13 protein-coding genes are annotated in these 15,050 nt (G+C 74.5%); 5 read left to right on the top strand and 8 right to left on the bottom strand.

The genetic code is table 11. The features are described from left to right. From glmU to pth, 5 genes are all read left to right on the top strand, one after another. Nucleotides 1–1,500 (top strand): bifunctional UDP-N-acetylglucosamine diphosphorylase/glucosamine-1-phosphate N-acetyltransferase GlmU, encoded by a 1,500-nt coding sequence (glmU, locus tag C8D89_RS18790; protein WP_116709648.1) that lies wholly within the window; start codon nucleotides 1–3, stop codon nucleotides 1,498–1,500. 8 nt (nucleotides 1,501–1,508) lie between these two features. After that, complete coding sequence (locus tag C8D89_RS18785; RefSeq protein WP_207787308.1) at nucleotides 1,509–2,480, top strand: ribose-phosphate diphosphokinase; 972 nt, start codon at nucleotides 1,509–1,511, stop codon at nucleotides 2,478–2,480. 17 nt (nucleotides 2,481–2,497) lie between these two features. Continuing rightward, the gene (locus C8D89_RS18780; protein ID WP_116709646.1) at nucleotides 2,498–3,109 is read left to right on the top strand and encodes a class I SAM-dependent methyltransferase; all 612 of its coding nucleotides are present in this window, start codon (nucleotides 2,498–2,500) and stop codon (nucleotides 3,107–3,109) included. Between the two features lie 347 nt (nucleotides 3,110–3,456). Then, entirely contained in the window at nucleotides 3,457–4,164 is a 708-nt protein-coding gene (locus tag C8D89_RS18775) for a 50S ribosomal protein L25/general stress protein Ctc (protein WP_116709645.1), read from the top strand. Nucleotides 4,165–4,173: 9 nt separating this feature from the next. After that, nucleotides 4,174–4,764: an aminoacyl-tRNA hydrolase gene (gene pth, locus C8D89_RS18770; protein ID WP_243418230.1), complete on the top strand. Its 591-nt coding sequence runs from the start codon at nucleotides 4,174–4,176 to the stop codon at nucleotides 4,762–4,764. Between the two features lie 72 nt (nucleotides 4,765–4,836). On the opposite strand, the gene C8D89_RS18765 is transcribed toward pth, so the two are convergent. The 8 genes from C8D89_RS18765 to C8D89_RS18730 all read right to left on the bottom strand — a co-directional run bounded on the left by C8D89_RS18765 (nucleotide 4,837) and on the right by C8D89_RS18730 (nucleotide 15,008). Then, entirely contained in the window at nucleotides 4,837–6,648 is a 1,812-nt protein-coding gene (locus C8D89_RS18765; RefSeq protein ID WP_116709644.1) for an ABC-F family ATP-binding cassette domain-containing protein, read from the bottom strand. Between the two features lie 85 nt (nucleotides 6,649–6,733). Next, nucleotides 6,734–7,732, bottom strand: coding sequence for a 4-(cytidine 5'-diphospho)-2-C-methyl-D-erythritol kinase (locus tag C8D89_RS18760; RefSeq protein WP_116709643.1), 999 nt, complete (start codon nucleotides 7,730–7,732; stop codon nucleotides 6,734–6,736). Nucleotides 7,733–7,781: 49 nt separating this feature from the next. Beyond that, complete coding sequence (gene rsmA, locus C8D89_RS18755; RefSeq protein ID WP_207787300.1) at nucleotides 7,782–8,648, bottom strand: 16S rRNA (adenine(1518)-N(6)/adenine(1519)-N(6))-dimethyltransferase RsmA; 867 nt, start codon at nucleotides 8,646–8,648, stop codon at nucleotides 7,782–7,784. 85 nt (nucleotides 8,649–8,733) lie between these two features. Then, nucleotides 8,734–10,263 (bottom strand): resuscitation-promoting factor, encoded by a 1,530-nt coding sequence (locus C8D89_RS18750; RefSeq protein ID WP_116709641.1) that lies wholly within the window; start codon nucleotides 10,261–10,263, stop codon nucleotides 8,734–8,736. Between the two features lie 297 nt (nucleotides 10,264–10,560). Continuing rightward, the gene (locus C8D89_RS18745; RefSeq protein ID WP_116709640.1) at nucleotides 10,561–11,484 is read right to left on the bottom strand and encodes a TatD family hydrolase; all 924 of its coding nucleotides are present in this window, start codon (nucleotides 11,482–11,484) and stop codon (nucleotides 10,561–10,563) included. Further along, complete coding sequence (metG, locus tag C8D89_RS18740) at nucleotides 11,477–13,276, bottom strand: methionine--tRNA ligase (protein WP_116709639.1); 1,800 nt, start codon at nucleotides 13,274–13,276, stop codon at nucleotides 11,477–11,479. Before metG ends, C8D89_RS18745 begins: the two co-directional genes overlap by 8 nt. A gap of 123 nt (nucleotides 13,277–13,399) precedes the next feature. Further along, complete coding sequence (upp, locus tag C8D89_RS18735; RefSeq protein WP_116709638.1) at nucleotides 13,400–14,029, bottom strand: uracil phosphoribosyltransferase; 630 nt, start codon at nucleotides 14,027–14,029, stop codon at nucleotides 13,400–13,402. A 34-nt stretch (nucleotides 14,030–14,063) separates the two neighbouring features. Continuing rightward, on the bottom strand, nucleotides 14,064–15,008 hold the full coding sequence (locus C8D89_RS18730; protein ID WP_423717189.1) for a haloalkane dehalogenase: 945 nt from the start codon (nucleotides 15,006–15,008) through the stop codon (nucleotides 14,064–14,066). Nucleotides 15,009–15,050: the final 42 nt, after the last annotated feature.

Below are 15,050 nucleotides of genomic sequence, written 5' to 3'. Positions count from 1 at the left end.
ATGCCGCCGAGCCCGACCGCCGTCGTCGTCCTCGCCGCGGGCGAGGGCACCCGCATGCAGTCGGCCACCCCCAAGGTCCTGCACGCGGTGGGCGGCCGCAGCCTGCTGGGGCACGCCGTGCACGCCGCCGCCGGCACGACGCCCGAGCACCTGGTGGTCGTCGTCGGCCACGAGCGCGAGCAGGTCGGCACCCACACGCTCGGCCTCGCCGCCGAGCTCGACCGCGAGGTCCTCACCGCCGTCCAGGACCGCCGTCGCGGCACCGGCCACGCGGTCTCCTGCGGCATCGCGCGCCTGCCCGCCGGGCTCGAGGGCACCGTGCTGGTCTCCTACGGCGACGTGCCGCTCCTCGACGCCGCCACCCTGCGCGCCCTGGTCGCCGAGCACGCCAGCGGCGACTACGCCGTCACGGTGCTGACCGCCGAGCTGGACGACCCGCGGGGCTACGGCCGCATCGTGCGGGACGACGCCAACCAGGTCACCGCGATCGTCGAGCACCGCGACGCGTCGCTGGAGCAGCTGGCCATCAACGAGGTCAACTCCGGGGTCTACGCCTTCGACCTCGCCTTCCTCCGCGAGGCCCTGCGCCGGCTGAACACCGACAACGCCCAGGGCGAGCTCTACCTCACCGACGTCGTGGCGATCGCCGCCGGCGAGCAGCGCGGCGTCGGCGCGGTCGAGACCGCCGACCCGTGGCTGGTCTCGGGGGTCAACGACCGGGTGCAGATGTCCGAGCTCGGCGCCGAGCTCAACCGCCGGGTGCTGGAGCGCTGGATGCGCGCCGGGGTCACCGTGGTCGACCCCCGCACGACGTGGGTCGACGTCGGCGTGCGCCTCGAGCGCGACGTGACGCTGCACCCGGGCACGCAGCTGCACGGGCGCACCACCGTCGCCGAGGGCGCGACGATCGGGCCGGACACCACGCTCACCGACGTCGCCGTCGGCGCCCGGGCGGCCGTGGTGCGCACGCACGGGTCGTCGTCGCGCGTCGGGCCCGAGACCTCGGTCGGGCCCTTCGCCTACCTGCGGCCCGGCGTCGAGCTCGACGCCCGCGGCAAGATCGGCACGTTCGTCGAGGTCAAGAACAGCCACATCGGCGAGGGCAGCAAGGTGCCGCACCTCACCTACGTCGGCGACGCCACCATCGGCGAGGGCAGCAACATCGGCGCCTCGTCGGTGTTCGTCAACTACGACGGCGTCACCAAGCACCGGACGGTCGTGGGGTCCCACGTCCGCACCGGTTCGGACAACACCTTCGTCGCCCCGGTCACGGTCGGCGACGGGGCGTACACCGGGGCCGGCACCGTCATCCGCGAGGACGTGCCGCCGGGGGCGCTCGCGGTGTCGTCGGGCCCGCAGCGCAACCTCGAGGGCTGGGTGACACGCAAGCGCCCGGGCACGGCGGCCGCGCGTGCCGCCGAGGACGCCGCCGCCGTCCAGGCCGCCGGCGACGGCCGGGACAGAACCAGGACCGAGCGTCCCGAGCAGGAGGACCCGTGACCGTGAGCATGTCGTCGACGCCCAAGAAGAGCCTCATGCTCTTCTCCGGCCGCGCCCATCCGGAGCTCGCGGAGGAGATCGCCAAGGAGCTCGACGTCACCATCACTCCCCAGGCGGCGTACGACTTCGCCAACGGGGAGATCTTCGTGCGCTTCGAGGAGTCGGTGCGCGGCTCCGACGCCTTCGTGATCCAGAGCCACACCGCGCCGATCAACCAGTGGATCATGGAGCAGCTCATCATGATCGACGCCCTGAAGCGGGCGTCGGCCAAGCGGATCACCGCCGTGGTGCCGTTCTACGGGTACGCCCGCCAGGACAAGAAGCACCGCGGCCGCGAGCCCATCTCCGCCCGCCTCGTCGCGGACATGCTCAAGACCGCGGGCGCGCACCGGATCATGACGATCGACCTGCACACCGACCAGATCCAGGGCTTCTTCGACGGCCCCGTCGACCACCTGCTGGCCAACAAGGTCCTCGCCGAGCACCTGCGCGACACCTACTCCGGCTACGAGCTCGCCGTCGTCGCCCCGGACTCCGGTCGCGTGCGCGTCGCCGAGAAGTGGGCCGACACCCTGGGCGGCGTGCCGCTGGCCTTCATCCACAAGACCCGCGACAAGACGCGCCCCAACGAGGTGGCCGCCAACCGCGTCGTCGGCGAGGTCACGGGCCGCACCTGCATCCTCGTCGACGACATGATCGACACCGGCGGCACGATCGCCAAGGCCACCGAGGCGCTGCTCGCCGACGGCGCGAAGGACGTGGTCATCGCCGCCACCCACGGCGTGCTCTCCGGCCCGGCCGTCGAGCGCCTGTCGACCTGCGGCGCCCGCGAGGTCATCGTCACCAACACCCTGCCGATCCCGGACAACAAGCGCTTCCCGTCGCTCACCGTGCTCTCGATCGCGCCGGTGATCGCCCGCGCGGTGCGCGAGGTGTTCGAGGACGGCTCGGTGACCAACCTGTTCGACGGCAACGCCTGAGGCTCGCGGGGCGCGTCATGGGGTGGTGGGCCGAGCACGTCGTCCCGCGGATCACGGACGTCGCGCTCGGGACCGCGGAGATCCGCGCCCTGCGCGAGCGGGTGCTGGCCCGGGCCCGGGGCGACGTGGTCGAGCTGGGCTTCGGCAGCGGGCCGACGCTGCCGCTCTACCCCCCGGCGGTGACGTCGGTGCGCGCGGTCGAGCCCTCGGCGGTGGCGCGCCGGATGGCCCGCCGCCGCGTCGAGCAGGCGCCCGTGCCCGTCGAGTTCGTCGGGCTCGATGGCGCGGACCTCGACCTGCCCGACGCCACCGCCGACACCGTCGTCAGCACGTTCAGCCTCTGCACGATCCCCGACGTCGACCGGGCCCTGCGCGAGGCCCGCCGCGTCCTGCGACCGGGCGGCGAGCTCCTCTTCCTCGAGCACGGCCTCTCCCCCGACCCGCGCACCGCCCGCTGGCAGCACCGCCTCGACGGCCTCCAGCAGCGCCTGGCCGCGGGCTGCCACCTCACGCGCCCGATCGACACGCTGGTCCGCGACGCCGGGCTGACGATCGTCGACCTCGACCACGAGCGGCTGCGCGCCCCTGGCGCGATGGCGTACCTCTACCTCGGCGCCGCGAAGCCCTGAGCACCATCCCCCGGGGGGCGGGCGGCGGGATGCGGGAGCGAGGGACGCCCCCGCTGCCTCCCACGCAGCGAGGGACGCCCTCGCACCACCAGCGGCGCGGGCGGCTGCGGGAGCGAGGGACGCCCCCGCTGCTTCCCACGCAGCGAGGGACGCCCTCGCACCACCAGCGGCGCGGGCACGAGGCCCTGGTCGCGGGCCACGCGGGAGGCGGCCGGTATCGTGGGCCCCGCACTTCGGCGAGGGCCGGGTCACCCGACCGGCCGTGATCGACGCGGTGCGGCCTCCCCGGATGTCCCGGGTCCGGCCGCGCGCGGCGCGCCGACCAGGACGACCGCAGGAGAACCACCATGGCCGAGGTCCGCATCCAGGCGGAGACCCGCACCGAGTTCGGCAAGGGCGCCGCCCGCCGCACCCGCCGCGCCGGCAAGATCCCGGGCGTGCTCTACGGGCACGGCACCGACCCCGTGCACCTCGCGTTCGACACCGTCGAGTTCGCCGCGGCGCTGCGCGAGAACGGCCGCAACGCGGTCCTCACCGTCACCGGGCTCGGCGGCCAGCCCCAGCTCGCGCTGACGAAGAGCATCGCCCGCGACCCGATCAAGGGCTTCCTCGAGCACGTCGACCTGCTCGTGGTCCGTCGCGGCGAGAAGGTCCAGGTCGACGTGCCGGTCGTCGTCGTGGGCGAGGCCGGCCCCGGCACGCTGGTGTTCCAGAACGAGGACACGCTCACGGTCGAGGCCGACGCGATGAACATCCCCGAGGAGATCAGCGTCGTCGTCGAGGGCGCCGAGATGAACACCCAGTTCCTCGCCGGGGAGATCCGCCTCCCGGACGGCGCCGAGCTGGTCAGCGACCCCGAGCTCCTGGTCGTCAACGTCGGCGAGGCGCCGACCGAGGACGCCATGGAGGAGGAGATCGACACCGAGGGCGCCGGCGTCGAGGAGGACGCGTCCGAGGCCGAGGCCGTCGAGACCGGCGCGCCCTCCGACGCGAGCGCCGCCGGCGAGGGCGGCGAGGGCGGCGAGGGCCCCGCCGCGTCCTCCGACGAGAGCTGACCCCGGGTCGTGAGCTCCCCCGGTGCCCGGCCCGACGGCCCGTTGCTGGTCGTCGGGCTGGGCAACCCCGGCCCCGACTACGAGGGCACCCGGCACAACGTCGGATTCCTCGTCGTCGACGTCCTCGCCGGACGTCTCGGCAGCCGGTTCTCGGCGCACAAGCGCTCCGGCGCCGACATCGCCGAGGGCCGCCTCGCCGGCCGCCGGACCGTGCTGGCCAAGCCGCGCGGCTACATGAACCTCTCGGGCGGCCCGGTCGCCGGCGCCGCCCGCTTCTTCTCCGTCGCACTCACCGACGTCGTCGTGGTGCACGACGACCTCGACCTGGAGTTCGGCGTCGTGCGCCTCAAGCGCGGCGGCGGCGAGGGCGGGCACAACGGCCTGCGCTCGATCTCCAAGTCGTTGGGCACCAAGGACTACCTGCGCGTGCGCTTCGGCATCGGCCGCCCGCCGGGGCGCCAGGACCCCGCCGACTACGTGCTCAAACGCTGGTCGTCGACCGAGCGCAAGGAGCTCGACGTGTCCGTCGAGCTGGCCGCCGACGCCGTCGAGGCCCTCGCCGCCGAGGGCCTGGAACCGGCGCAGAACCGCTTCCACTGAGCCGGTTCCCGTGTCAGCGGTGGGCCATCGCTGACACCCAGTGTCCGTAACTCCACACGCTCGCCCGGCGTCTCAGTCGACGCTCGCCTCGAGCCACGCCTCCTCCAGCTGCTCACGCTCGCTCACCAGCGCGCGCAGCTCGGCGTCGAGGGCGAGGAGGCGGTCGGGCTCGGTGGCCGCCGCGGCCAGCTGCTCGTGGAGCTTCGTCTCCTCGGTGGCGATCCGCTCCAGGCGCCGCTCGATGCGCGCGACCTCCTTGCGCGCCGCCCGCTTCTCGGCTTCGGAGCGCCCGGCCTCTGTCGAGGTGCCGGAGCGAGGGGCGCCCTGGCTGCTCCCAGCGGAGCGAGGGGCGCCCTCGCTGCGCTCCTCGAGCGCCGTCCGCCGGCGCAGGTACTCGTCGATCCCCCCGGGCAGGTCGGTGATGCGCCCGTCGCCGAGAAGCGCGACGACGCGGTCGCAGACGCGCTCGGTGAGGTAGCGGTCGTGGCTGACGACGACCAGCGTCCCCGGCCAGCCGTCGAGGAGGTCCTCGAGCTGCTGGAGGGTGTCGACGTCGAGGTCGTTCGTGGGCTCGTCGAGCAGCAGGACGTTCGGCTCGGTCATCAGCAGGCGCACGAGCTGCAGGCGCCGGCGCTCGCCGCCGGAGAGGTCGGAGACCGGCGTCCACTGCCGCGACGCCGGGAACCCGAAGCGCTCGGCGAGCTGGGACGCGGTCTGCTCGTAGCGCCCGATCGTCACCCGCTCCGCGACGTCCTCGACCGCCTGCAGCACCCGGCGGTGCATCGGCAGGTCCGCCAGATCCTGGGACAGCTGCGCGATCCGCACGGTCGTGCCCTGCACGCGGCGCCCGCCGTCGAGCCGGCGCTCGCCGCCGACCGCGCGCAGCAGCGTCGTCTTGCCCGAACCGTTGACCCCGACGATGCCGACGCGCTCGCCCGGCCCGATGCGCCACGTCTGGCGGTCGACCAGCAAGCGGTCACCGACGCGCAGCGTCGCGTCCTCGAGCTCGATCACCGTGCGCCCGAGGCGGTGCTTGGCCATGGTCACGAGCTCGACCGAGTCACGCGGCTCGGGCACGTCGGCGATGAGCGCCTCGGCGGCCTCGACGCGGTAGCGCGGCTTCGACGTGCGCGCCTGCGGGCCGCGGCGCAGCCACGCCAGCTCCTTGCGCGCGAGGTTGCGGCGACGCTGTTCCGCGGCGTCGGCGAGCCGGGCACGTTCGGCGCGCGCGAAGATCCAATCGCCGTAGCCTCCCTCGTACTGCTCGACGCGCCCGTCGACGACCTCCCAGGTCCGCGACGCGACCGTGTCGAGGAACCACCGGTCGTGGGTGACGACCACCAGCGCGGTCCGGCGGGCCAGCAGGTGCTCTGCCAGCCACCCCACGCCCTCGACGTCGAGGTGGTTGGTGGGCTCGTCGAGCACGAGCAGGTCGAGCTCGCGGACGAGGGCGGCGCACAGGGCGATCCGCTGGCGCTCGCCGCCGGAGAGCCCGTCGATCGACGCGTCGAGGCCCCGGTCGCCGCCGGGGCGCAGGCCCTCGACGACGGCGCGGCTGCGCGGGTCGGCGGCCCACTCGTGGTCGGGCACCGGGCCTGCCCTGAATCCCGCTTGGCCGAGCACCGCCTCGCGGACCGTCGCGCCCACGGGCCGGCTCTGCTGGCTGACCAGCGCCAGCCGCAGCCCACGCACCGGGCTGACGCGTCCGGCGTCCGGGGTCAGCGCGCCGGCGAGCACCGAGACGAGCGTCGACTTGCCGCCGCCGTTGCGCCCTACGACGCCGACGCGGTCACCCGTGTCGACGCCGAGGGACACGCCGTCGAGGACCGGCTTCGGGCCGCCGAAGCCGACCGACACCGACTCGAGGTTGACGAGGTTGGGCACGAATCCAGTCTCCAGGAAGGCGCGAACGGGGACTTTCGGCGCGTAGAAGCAGCGAGATACCCGTTCGCTGCGGAAGCGGGTTGCGTCAGGCGTAGGCGCCCGGGCCGGGATCGTAGGGGCGGGGAGGGCCGGTGGAGCCGCCCTCGCCGTCGACCACCCGCGCCCCGGGGACCGGGCCGTGGGCGACGCGCACGGTGCGGCACACGCCGACACCGGCGAGCTCGGCGGCCACGCGCACCGCGGCGTCGTGGCCGTCGCACAGGAACACGCACGTGGGGCCGGAGCCCGAGACCACGCCCGCCAGCGCGCCGGCGTCGACCCCGGCGCGCAGGGTCCGGCGCAGGCCGGGGTCGAGGCTGACCGCGGCGGCCTGCAGGTCGTTGCCGAGCAGCAGGGCCAGGGAGCGCGCCTCGCCCGACGCGAGGGCCTCGAGGACGGGTTCGACATCGCCCACCCGCCGGGGCGCCTCGGGGCGGGCGCGCAGGCGGTCGAGCTCGGCGAACACCGACGGGGTGGACAGCCCGTGGTCGGCGACGGCGACCACCCAGTGGAACGTGTGCCGCGAGAGCACGGGGACGAGGCGCTCGCCGCGCCCGGTGCCCAGCGCCGTGCCGCCGTGCAGGGCGAACGCGACGTCCGAGCCGACCTCGGCGGCGATGCCCATCAGCGCCTCGCGCCCCAGGTCCAGCCGCCAGAGCGAGGCCGTCGCCAGCAGCGCGCCCGCGGCGTCGGCGCTGCCGCCGGCCATGCCGCCGGCGACCGGGATCGCCTTGCGGAGCGCGACGCGGACGTCGGGGTCACGGTCGGCGTGGCGCGCGAGGGCCTCGACGGCCCGCCACGCGAGGTTGCTGGTGTCGGTGGGGACGTCGTCACCGGCGACGCCGTCGACGGTGGTCACGGAGACGCCCGGCGCGATGGCGCCCGGCACCACCGTCGTCACGGTGACCTCGTCGGTCAGGTTGAGGGCCTGGAAGACGGTGACGAGGTCGTGGTAGCCGTCGGGGCGCGGGTCGCCCACGGCCAGATGCAGGTTGATCTTGGCCGGGACGCGGACGGTGACCGGCGGTCCGACGGCGGAGAGCACCCGTCCAGCGTACGGACCGCCACCGGACGTCCTGGCCCTCACGCTGTCCTCACGCCGTCACCGGGTGCCGGCCGGCCCGGGCGATCGCGGCGAACGCGGCCACGTCGAGCGACTCGCCCCGCGCGCCCGGGTCGACGCCCGCCGCCCGCAGCGCCGTCTCCGCCGCCGGCGGCGAGCCCGCCCACCCGGCGAGCGCGGCGCGCAGGGACTTGCGGCGCTGGGCGAAGGCGGCGTCGACCACGGCGAACACGTCCTCGCGCGGCACGTCGGTGCCCGGCCCCGCCGGATGCCGGGTGAACGCGACCAGCCCGGAGTCCACGCCGGGCACGGGCCAGAACACGGCGCGCGGGACCGGTCCGGCACGGCGGGCGTCGGCGTACCAGGCGAGCTTGGCCGACGGCGCGCCGTAGGCCCGTTCGCCCGGGCGCGCGGCGAGCCGCTCCGCCACCTCGGCCTGCACCATGACCAGCCCCCGGTGCAGCCCGGGCAGCACGGCGAGCAGGTGCAGCACGACGGGCACGGCGACGTTGTAGGGGAGGTTGGCGACGAGCGCGGTCGGGGCGACGGGGAGGTCGCCCGGCGCGAGCCGCAGCGCGTCGCCGGTGACCACGCGCAGGTCCCGGCCCGGGGCGCGCTCGGCCGCCGTGGCCGGCAGGCGCCCGGCCAGCACCGGATCGATCTCGACCGCGACCACGGTCGCCGACGCCTCGAGCAGCGGCAGGGTCAGCGAACCGAGGCCCGGTCCCACCTCGAGCACCACGTCGTCCGGCCCGACGTCCGCGCGGCGCACGATGCGGCGCACGGTGTTGGCGTCGTGGACGAAGTTCTGGCCCAGCCGCTTGGTGGGACGCAGGTCGAGCTCGGCGGCCAGGGCGCGCACGTCGGAGGCCCCGAGCAGGCGGACGGGCTCGGTCACGCGGTCATCTTGGCGCTGCGCGCCTGTGCGCGCTTGCCCGTGCCCTGGCACGGGCAAGCGCGCACGAGCGCGGAGCGCAAAGGGCCTACTTCTTGCCGCAGACCGGCCAGGCGCCGTAGCCGCCGCGGTCGGCGCGGACGCGCTCGGCGACCGCGATCTGCTCCTCGCGGCTGGCCTGGTGGGGCAGCGCGGCGAACTCGTCGCCGTCGTAGGCCCGCCACGTGCTCCGGTCGAACTGCAGGCCGCCGTAGTAGCCGTTGCCGGTGTTGATCGACCAGTTGCCGGTCGACTCGCACTGGGCGATGCGGTCCCACTTGCCGCGGCCCACGGACGGTGCCGAGCTCTTCGGCTTGGTGCCGCGATGGATGACGCCGCCGACGGGCTGGCGCGTGACCTGCGACTCGCCGATCTGCGTGCGACCGGTCTCGGTGCCGTTGGTGGCGTTGACCGACCAGGTGACGATCTCCTCGCCCGCCGTGCCGGCCTCCTCGACGCGGGTCTCGCCCTCCTCGAGGTCGGGGTCGTCGACCGTGCGCATCGGCGGCGCGATCGGGCGGGTCTCGGTGACCTGGGTGACCGTGTTGCGGGTGACCGTGACGGTCGACCCCCCGGCCAGGGTGTCGCCGCCCGCGACCGTGTCGGTCGGGCTCAGGGCCAGCCCGTTCTGGGCCAGCAGTTCCGCGGCGTTGAGCGCGGTGGTCGTGAGCTGGACGGGGGCGTTGGCCCCGTCGATCAGGGTCACCGTCTTGGGGACGCGCACGTCGAGGTTCATCCCGTTGACCGGGATGGCGGCGCTCATCGGCGCCGACGTGACGACACCGTCCGTGGGCAGGCCGAGCTGGGCCAGCGCGTCCGCGACGGTGCGGGCCGTCGTCGTGATCGTCTGCGGGCGGCCGTCGACCATGAGGGCGACGTCGCGCGAGCGGTTGAGGACGAGGTGGTCGCCGTCGTTCACCGCGGCGTCGGGACCCGGGGCGAGCTGGTCGCCGGGGCCGAGCTCGATGTCGCCGCTCTCCAGGGCGCCCGCGACGTCGGAGGAGAAGGTGTGCACGACCTGGTCGACGCCGTCGACCGTGACCGTGACCTCCTTGTCCAGCGCGACCGCCGTGCTGCCGCCGGCCGCGACGGCCAGCAGGGCCACCGCGACGCCGCCCTTGACGGCGGTCGAGCGGCGCCTGGTCTCGGTGGTCAGGCGCTCCGGGTCCTCCAGCCCGGTGAGCCCGGCCGGCGCGGCGTCGCGCAGGTCCTGCTCGGCCTGCTCAGCGGCGGCGGCCTCGAGGTCGTTCCACTCGTCGAGGTCGGGCAGCGCGATGGCCCCGGACGCCTCGCCGCGGGCCACCGGCAGCGGACCGGTGATGTCGTCGAACCAGCTCGGCGGCTCGCCGGCACGCGTGCCGTAGGCCGTGTCGTAGCCGAACTCGTGCGCGGCGTCGTACCCGTAGTCCGACCCGTACTCGACGTCGTACGCCGAGCCGTATCCGTAGCCGGTGCCGTACTCGGTCCCGTACCAGCCCTCACCGGGGTGCCGGGGGTCGACGATCGGCAGGCCCGCGGTGTCGGTCTCGCCGGTGTCGGCGGGGCCGCGGCCGCGCGCGGTGGCGGTGTCGGCGCTCATCGGGCGGCCGCCACGGCGAGCAGGGTGTACGAGGAGGACCTCAGGGCGAGCAGGGAGCGCACAGGCACGGGGGAGTCCACATCGTCCGTACGTCCGGGCAGGAGCCGACCCTTGAGGAGAGCGTCACGACCTCGTGCCGTCCTCCCCGTGGTGGCGACCTGGGGAGTCCCCACCACGCGGGTCTCGGGGGTGGCTCCACCCCGGCGAGTCACAGCACGGTAACGAGTTGGGTGTCGCGACCATCAAGCCGACACGACCGTGGTGCGCCGAACGGCCCTCCGGCGACGACGAACGTGGTCACTGCGTGCCCCTTCGTTCCACGGAGCGTGAAGGTTGAGGCTGTTCGGCCAGTCGGAAGGCCCGCTGGGCGTTCCGGGCGCTGGTCTCGGCCAACCGCTCCGCCGGTTCGTCACGGAGCTCCGCGAGGCCGCGCACCGTGTGGGGGATGCAGTAGGGCTCGTTCGGCCGACCGCGGTACGGGTGCGGAGTCAGGAACGGGGCGTCGGTCTCGACGAGGACGAGCTCGCCGGGCACCTGCTGTGCCGCTCGTCGCAGCTCGGCGGCGTTCGCGTTCCGGAAGGTCACGGTGCCCGACAGCGACGCGTACCAGCCCTCCTCGGCGCAGCGGCGCGCGAGCTCGGGGCCGCCGGAGAAGCAGTGGAAGACGGTCATCGGCGGCGCGCCCTCGGCGGTGAGCACGTCGAGGATCGCGTCGTGGGCGTCCCGGTCGTGGACGACCAGCGGGAGCCCGGTGCGCTTGGCCAGGTCGATGTGCCAGGCGAACGCCTCGCGCTGGACGTCGAGGGGGGCACAGTCCTCGCGGCGCGTCGTCCAGTAGTCGTCCAGCCCCGACTCCCCCACCGCGACGACCCGCGGCAGCGCCGTCAGCTCCTCGATGGCGCGCCGCGCGTCGTCGGTGAGGTCGTTCGACCGCGTCGGGTGCAGGCCCACCGCGGCGAACACCCGCTCGTCGGTGTCCGCCGCCCACGCCGCCCAGCGGGCCGAGGCGAGGTCGTCGGCGGTGGTGACCATCGCCGCGACCCCCGCGCTCGTCGCGCGGTCGAGCACCTGCGCGAGGACCCCGGGCTCCCGGGCCCCGCACGCGTCGAGGTGGGTGTGCGCGTCCACCACCGGCGGCCCGATCGGCTCGGGCACGGGCGGCGGGACCCTGTCGGCGCGCCGTCCCGGTTCTCGGTCGCTCTTCTTCGAGCCCTCAGCCATCGGTCGCGATCGGTGCCCACGACGGGCCGGTCTCGCCCAGCGACGGGTCGAGCTTGGCGAACAGCGGCGTGGGGCGCGACAGCGGCCGGCCGACCGGGATCGGGGTCGACGTCCAGCGCGCCTGCTCGTGCGCGTAGTCCCCGGTGAGCACCGAGTGGCTCGTGCCCAGCTCCCCGGACACGCCGGCGTCCTCGCGGTGCGGCTGCTCGGCCCACACCCCGGTACCCCCGAGGGCCTCGTGCACCTTCTGCGCGGCATGCGGCAGGAACGGGGTGAGCAGCGTGTTCGCGTCCTGCACGACCTGCAGTGCCGTGTGCAGGATCGTGTCGCGGCGGGCCGGGTCGTCCTTGCGCTTCCAGGGCTCCTGCTGGCTCAGGTAGGCGTTGGCCTCGCCGACGACGCGCATCGCCTCGGAGATCGCCTGCTTGAACCGCGAGCGCGCGAGGTGGCCGCCGACGGTGTCGAACGCCGCCCGCGACTGGGCCAGCAGGGCCTCGTCGGCGGGGTCCGGGACCGTCGGCTCGGGGACGGCGCCGACGTTCTTGGCGGCCATCGAGACCGACCGGTTGACGAGGTTGCCCCACTCGTTGGCCAGCTCGAAGTTCGTGCGCCGGACGAACTCGTCCCAGGTGAAGTCGGTGTCCTGGTTCTCCGGGCCGGCGACCGAGATGAAGTAGCGCAGCGCGTCCGGGCCGAACTCGCGCAGGAAGTCGCCGACGTAGATGACGGTGCCGCGGCTGGTGGAGAACTTCGAGCCGCTCATCGTCAGGAACTCGGAGCTGACGACCTCGGTGGGCAGGTTGAGGTGCCCGAACGCCCCGACCTCGCCACCCCGGTCGCCCTCGCCGTTGTGCCCGAGCAGGAACGCCGGCCACATCACCGAGTGGAAGGTGATGTTGTCCTTGCCCATGAAGTAGTACGACAGGGCCTCGGGGTCGCACCACCACTGCTTCCACGCGTCCGGGTCGCCGGTGCGTCCCGCCCACTCGACCGACGCCGACAGGTAGCCGATGACGGCGTCGAACCAGACGTAGAAGCGCTTCATCGGCTGGTCCTGCCAGCCGTCGAGCGGGATGCGCACGCCCCAGTCGAGGTCACGGCTGATCGCGCGCGGCTTGAGGTCGTCGGCGAGCCGCCGGCTGAAGTTCAGGACGTTCGGGCGCCAGTGGGTACGGGTGTCGAGCCACGACGCCAGCGACTTCGAGAACGCGGGCAGGTCGAACACCAGGTGCTCGGTCTCGACGAACTGCGGGATCTCGCCGTTGATCCGCGACCGCGGGTTGATGAGGTCGGCGGGGTCGAGCTGGTTGCCGCAGTTGTCGCACTGGTCGCCGCGCGCGCTCGGGTAGCCGCAGATCGGGCACGTGCCCTCGATGTAGCGGTCGGGCAGCGTGCGGCCGGTGGACGGGCTGATCGCGCCCAGGGTCTTCTCGGTGCGCACGTACCCGTTGGCCCACAGCGCGCGGAACAGGTCCTGGGTGACGCGGTGGTGGTTGTCGGTGCTGGTGCGCGTGAAGAGGTCGTAGGACAGGCCGAGCCCGACGAGGTCGTCCTGGATCACCCGCGAGTACCGGTCGACGAGCTCGCGCGGCGTCGTGCCCTCCGCGTCGGCCTGCACCTGGATCGGCGTGCCGTGCTCGTCGGTGCCCGAGACCATGAGCACCCGGTTGCCGACCATGCGCTGGTAGCGCGAGAAGACGTCGGAGGGCACACCGAAACCGGAGACGTGGCCGATGTGCCGCGGGCCGTTGGCGTAGGGCCACGCCACGGCGGTCAGCACGGGGATGCTCATACCGTCCATCCTCCACGGATGCGCCACCGCGACCGCCACGGGTGCGCTCCGCGCACGTGAGCAGTTCGAGGGGCTAGGGCAGGGGCTATGGCACGCGTTTCTGCTCACGAGCGCGGAGCGCACCTACGGCATCGCGCCGAACTGCCGGTCCCCCGCGTCCCCGAGCCCGGGCACGATGTAGCCGCGCTCGTCCAGCCGCTCGTCGACGACGGCCGCCACGACCTCGACCGACGGGTGGGCCTCGCCGAGGCGGGCGACGCCCTCGGGTGCGGCGACGAGGCAGACGGCGGTGACGTCGTCGGCGCCGCGCTCGGCGAGCAGGTCGATCGTGTGGGCCATCGACCCGCCGGTGGCGAGCATCGGGTCGAGGACGAGCACCGGGATACCGGCGAGGTCGGCGGGCAGCGAGGCCATGTACGGGGTCGGCCGCAGCGTCTCCTCGTCGCGGGCCACGCCGACGAAGCCCATCACCGCGCCGGGCACCTGGGCGTGCGCCGCCTCCGCCATCCCCAGCCCCGCGCGCAGCACGGGCACGAGCACCGGCGGGTTCGCCAGGACGGCACCCGTGGTCGTGGCCACCGGCGTGGTGATCTCCGTCGGGGTCGTCGGCGCGTCGCGCATCGCCTCGTAGACCACCATCGCGGTCAGCTCACGCACCGCGGCGCGGAACGTCGCGCGGTCGGTGCGCTCGTCCCGCAGCGTGGTCAGGCGGATGTCGACGAGCGGGTGGCGCACGACCCGGGGCTCCGGCATGCGGCCGGACGCTAGCCGTCGTCCCCGCGGCGGATCAGCCCGGCTCGCCGCCCGGGGGCGTGCGCCGGCGGTCGGCCTGGACGAACGACGCGACGATCTGCCCGAGGCGGGGACCCGCGTCCTCCTGCAGGAAGTGCCCGGCGTCGGCGACCACCGGGTGCGCGAGCCCGACCGCGCCGGGGACGTGGCGCTGCAGGATCGGGCCCATCGCGCCGGTGATCGGGTCCGAGTCCGCGAAGGCCACGAGGAACGGCTGCTCGTAGCGGCCCAGCGCCTCCCACGCCGCGCGGTTCGGCCCGTTCTCCGGGTCGTCGGGACGCGTCGGCACGAGCAGGGGCATCGCCCGCGGACCGGCCTTGTAGCTCTCGTCGGGGAACGGCGCGTCGTAGGCCGCGCGGACGTCCTCGGCGAGGCCGCGGACGCACCCGGACGCGACCAGCCGCCCCACGTCCAACAGCTCGGCCTTCTCCACCGCCCGCCGGAAGCTCCACCAGACCTCGGGCATGTCCCGGTCGCCGGTCGGCAGCCCGGTGTTGGCCGCGACGACGGCGGGGAAGCGCCCGGGGTCCTGCGCGACCAGGCGCAGGCCGATCAGCCCACCCCAGTCCTGCCCGAGCAGCACGAGCTCGCGCTCGCCGAGCGCGTCGAGCGCCTGGCGGGTCCAGGTGACGTGGCGGGCGTAGCTGTGGTCGGCGACGTGGGCCGGCTTGTCGGAGCGCCCGAACCCGACCAGGTCGACGGCCACGGCCCGCAGGCCCGCCGCGACCACCGCGTCGATCACGTGGCGGTAGAGGAAGGACCACGTGGGCTCGCCGTGGAGCATGAGCACGGTCGGCGCGCGGTCCGGTCCGGCGGTGTAGGTGGCGACGCGGATGCCGTCCCCGCCGCCGTCGGGGTCCTCGACCTCCACGTACCGCGGTTCGAGGCCGAATCCGGGCAGGTCGGCGAAGCGGTCGTCCGGGGTGCGCAGCAGGTCCACGCCGCGCAGCGTGTCACGCCGGTACGGGCAGGTCACGGCCGT

This window comes from Actinomycetospora cinnamomea, from assembly GCF_003096675.1.
In the GTDB taxonomy this organism is placed as follows: domain Bacteria; phylum Actinomycetota; class Actinomycetes; order Mycobacteriales; family Pseudonocardiaceae; genus Actinomycetospora; species Actinomycetospora cinnamomea.
This window is presented reverse-complemented; position numbering and strand designations above follow the sequence as displayed.